General features: G+C 65.1%; 2 protein-coding genes. Both read left to right on the forward strand.

Translation table 11 applies throughout. The annotated features are described in order from the left end of the window. The coding region (gene cas7e, locus ACGF3J_RS38725) for a type I-E CRISPR-associated protein Cas7/Cse4/CasC (protein WP_393856132.1) at window positions 1-1171 on the forward strand (1171 nt) is incomplete at its 5' end. Further along, window positions 1168-1307: CRISPR-associated protein Cas5 (cas5, locus tag ACGF3J_RS38730; protein WP_393856133.1), on the forward strand; the 140-nt coding region annotated here is incomplete at its 3' end. The genes cas7e and cas5, both read left to right, overlap by 4 nt.

Consider the following 1307-nt stretch of genomic DNA (forward strand, 5'->3'; position numbering starts at 1 on the left):
CCTCAAGCCACGCTTCATCGACATCCACGTCGTCCAGCCAGTTCCCTACGCGAACCTGAACCGGGACGACACCAACTCGGTGAAAAGCATGCTCTACGGCGACGTCCTGCGTACCCGCATCTCCAGCCAGTCCTGGAAACGGGCCATCCGCGAGCACTTCCAGGACACACTCGGCCACAACGCACTGCGCACACGCCGTATCGGCGAGCGGGTCACCGAGGTCCTGCGCGGGCGCGGATGGGACCAAGCGCTTGCCGAACGCGCGGGTGCACATGTCGCGGCGGGCAGCAGCATCAAGTGGGAGGTGGCCAAGGGAAAGGACCGGCAGCCCATCACGAACAAGGTCCTGACCAACGCGCTCGTCTATCTTCCCGACGACGCTGTCGAGGAACTGGCCGACATCGCCGAAGCCCACAAGGAAGAGCTCACGACCGACTTCACCGGAAAAGGAAAAAGCAAGCCCGAAAGCGCCCTGAAAGGAAAGATTGACAAAATCCTAGTCAAAAAGAACGGGGTCATCAACCTCTTCGGCCGCATGCTCACCGAGGTCGACCAGGCCAACGTCGACGGTGCCGTCCAGGTCGCACACGCCTTCACCACACACACCACCGAGGTCGAACTCGACTACTTCGCAGCCGTCGACGATGTCACCGCAGCGAAAGGCGACGAAACAGGCAGCGGCCACATGGGCACGGCCGAATTCAGCACCGGCACCTTCTACCGCTTCGCCACCGTCGACCTCAAGGAACTCATCACGAACCTGAGCGACGACAGCGACATCGCACTCGACGCCGCCCGCGAACTCGCCGGCCAGTTCCTGCGCTCCTTCATCGAGTCCCTGCCCCAGGCGAAGAAGAACTCCACCGCCCCGCACACCATCCCGCACCTGGTCCACGTGGCCGTCCGCTCCGACCGGCCGCTGTCGTTTGCCGCAGCCTTCGAAGAACCCGTACGGTCAGCCGGACACGGCGGCTTCGTCGGGCGCTCCGTAGAAGGCATCGACGCCTACGCCAAGGCCGCGAACACCCTCCTGGGCCCCGACCGCGTGCTGCACGCGTCACACGCTTCCCTCGAGTTCGACAAACTCGAGCACCTCGGCGAGCGCCACGCCTCCTTCGACGCTCTCGTCACCGCCGCCGTCGACGTCGCGCTCCCCGAGGCCCTGCAGTGACCGACCGCCCCTCCCGAGGGTTGCTGTTGCGTCTGGCGGGCCCACTCCAGTCCTGGGGCACCCACAGCAAATACACGCGACGTGACACAGCCCGATTCCCCACCCGGTCCGGCATCGTGGGCATGCTCGCCGCAGC

It is taken from the genome of Streptomyces sp. NPDC048171, assembly GCF_043202655.1.
In the GTDB taxonomy this organism is placed as follows: Bacteria; Actinomycetota; Actinomycetes; order Streptomycetales; family Streptomycetaceae; genus Streptomyces.